The organism is Caballeronia sp. M23-90 (genome assembly GCF_053574605.1).
Map to the genome: position 1 here is coordinate 1 of NZ_JBSIPA010000729.1, position 1,986 is coordinate 1,986.

Genomic DNA, 1,986 nt, shown 5'->3' on the forward strand with positions numbered 1-1,986 from the left:
TCGCGCAGGTCTTCGGCGAAACCGGTTACGCGATACCCGTTGGCAACGTCGCGCTGGAACCGTTCGCGGGGCTGGCGTACGTGAACCTGCACACCGATGGCTTTGCCGAAAGCGGCGGCGCGGCGGCATTGCAAAGCGGGAACGATACCCAGAACCTCGTGTATTCGACCTTGGGTGTTCGTGCGGCTACACGTCTGGAACTGAGCAGCTCGACGGCTATCACGCCGCGTGCGATGGTCGGCTGGCGTCACGCATTCGGCGATGTCACGCCGACGTCGCGGCTTGCTTTCGGCGCAAGTGCAACGACGTTCTCGGTGGCGGGCGTGCCGATCGCGCATGACACGGCGGTGGTCGAGGTCGGGCTCGACGTGAGTGTTGGCAAGAGTGCCACGGTGGGAATTTCGTATTCCGGCCAGTACGGCGGGGGGTATCGCGATAATGCGATTCAGGGAAATGTGATGTGGCGGTTTTGAGGGGTTGAGTGCGGCGTTTGTGGGGTTGATCGCAGCGGCTGCGATCAACCCCACGCTTACTGCCAAAAATCAGCACGAACGAAACGGGCGGCCCAAGCGCCCAACCAAACCTCCTGTACGATTGACGCCTCAATCCAGAGGCGGAGCGCCCAAGGCTCATGAACCTGCAACGATCCCGTGCACGCAATGCCCTTGCGCTGCTCGCCGCATTCCTGATGTGCATGCTCCGCCCCGCGTTCGCGGCCGACACCATGGAGACCGAACAACCATCCACCACGATCAGCGACGTCCACGTCTTTACCATCGCTGACGATGGTTCCCTCACGGAAGACGATGAAATCACGCTGAAAGCCAACACATCCGCAGGTATTGGCGATGTCGCGCAGCGGTATGTCTGGTTCGACAAATCCACATCGACGGTCCAGGTCAGCGACGCCTATTCCGTCAGCGCCGATGGCACCCGCCACGACGTTGCCCCCGACCAGATCCGCGAGATCCAGGAACCGCGCTCCGCCGGCGCCCCGACCTTCGCCGACGGCCGCCTCAAGGCGGTGATCTTCCCTGCCGTCGATGCCGGGTCGACCGTGCATCTGCGTTTTCACAAGACGGTGTCGAAGTCGGTCATCCCCGGACAGTTCGATTATTTCGTAGAGCCCGCCCGCGGTCCCGTTCAAAGCCAGACGCTCGTCTTCGACCTGCCCGAAGACAAGCCGCTTTACGCCGATGCGCGCGGCTACAAAGCCCTGTCGCCTGTCACGCACAACGGCCGCACGCGCTACGAATTCGCATACAGCACGCTGCACTACGACCGCGTTGAAGCGGGTGCGGTCGGCTACGTGCAATTCGGCGATCGACTGATGGTATCGACGTTTCCCGATTACAAAAGCTTCGCGGCGAGTTATCGCGATGGCGCCATCGATCCAACCGCAAACGATCCCGCCATTCGCAATCTGGCTGAATCGCTGACGCGTAACAACGCCACCTCCCGCGAAAAAGCCGCGACGCTCTACGACTGGGTTCGTCACAATATTCGCTACGTATCGCTTTATCTGGGGCAAAGCGCTGCCGTCCCGCACAAGGCGTCGCAGATCCTTGCGAACCGCTATGGCGACTGCAAGGACTACGTGGCGCTGTATGGGGCGTTGTTATCGGCGGCCGGAATCGAGAACGAGCCGGCGCTGGTCGCGCTCGGATCGGTGTACACGTTACCGTCGGTGCCGGGCTACGGCGCGAGCGCGATCAATCACATCATCACGTGGCTACCGGGCTTGAATATGTACGCCGATGCCACCGCTTCCGCCGTCGAGTTCGGATATCTGCCGCTTGCCGAGATGGATCGGCCGGCATTGCTCGTTGGCGATGGCACGCTCACACGGACACCGCCAACGCAGCCGCTATCACGCGATGCGCGTTTGCAGATCGCGGTAGCGCCGGATGGATCAGCGGCGTTTTCGTCGCAAGTTGAAGATGGGGGGTGGAGCGCGGGACCCGAGCGCGCGATCCTGCGGCACGA

The 1,986-nt window shown here is 62.2% G+C and carries 2 protein-coding genes; both read left to right on the top strand.

Going from position 1 to position 1,986, the window contains the following annotated elements:
• Window positions 1-473, top strand: a 473-nt coding sequence (locus ACRXB1_RS35225; RefSeq protein WP_449494679.1) for an autotransporter outer membrane beta-barrel domain-containing protein, incomplete at its 5' end; no start/stop codon positions are given.
• A gap of 158 nt (window positions 474-631) precedes the next feature.
• Window positions 632-1,986 (top strand): DUF3857 domain-containing transglutaminase family protein (locus tag ACRXB1_RS35230; RefSeq protein WP_449494680.1); only part of this gene is annotated, 1,355 nt, incomplete at its 3' end.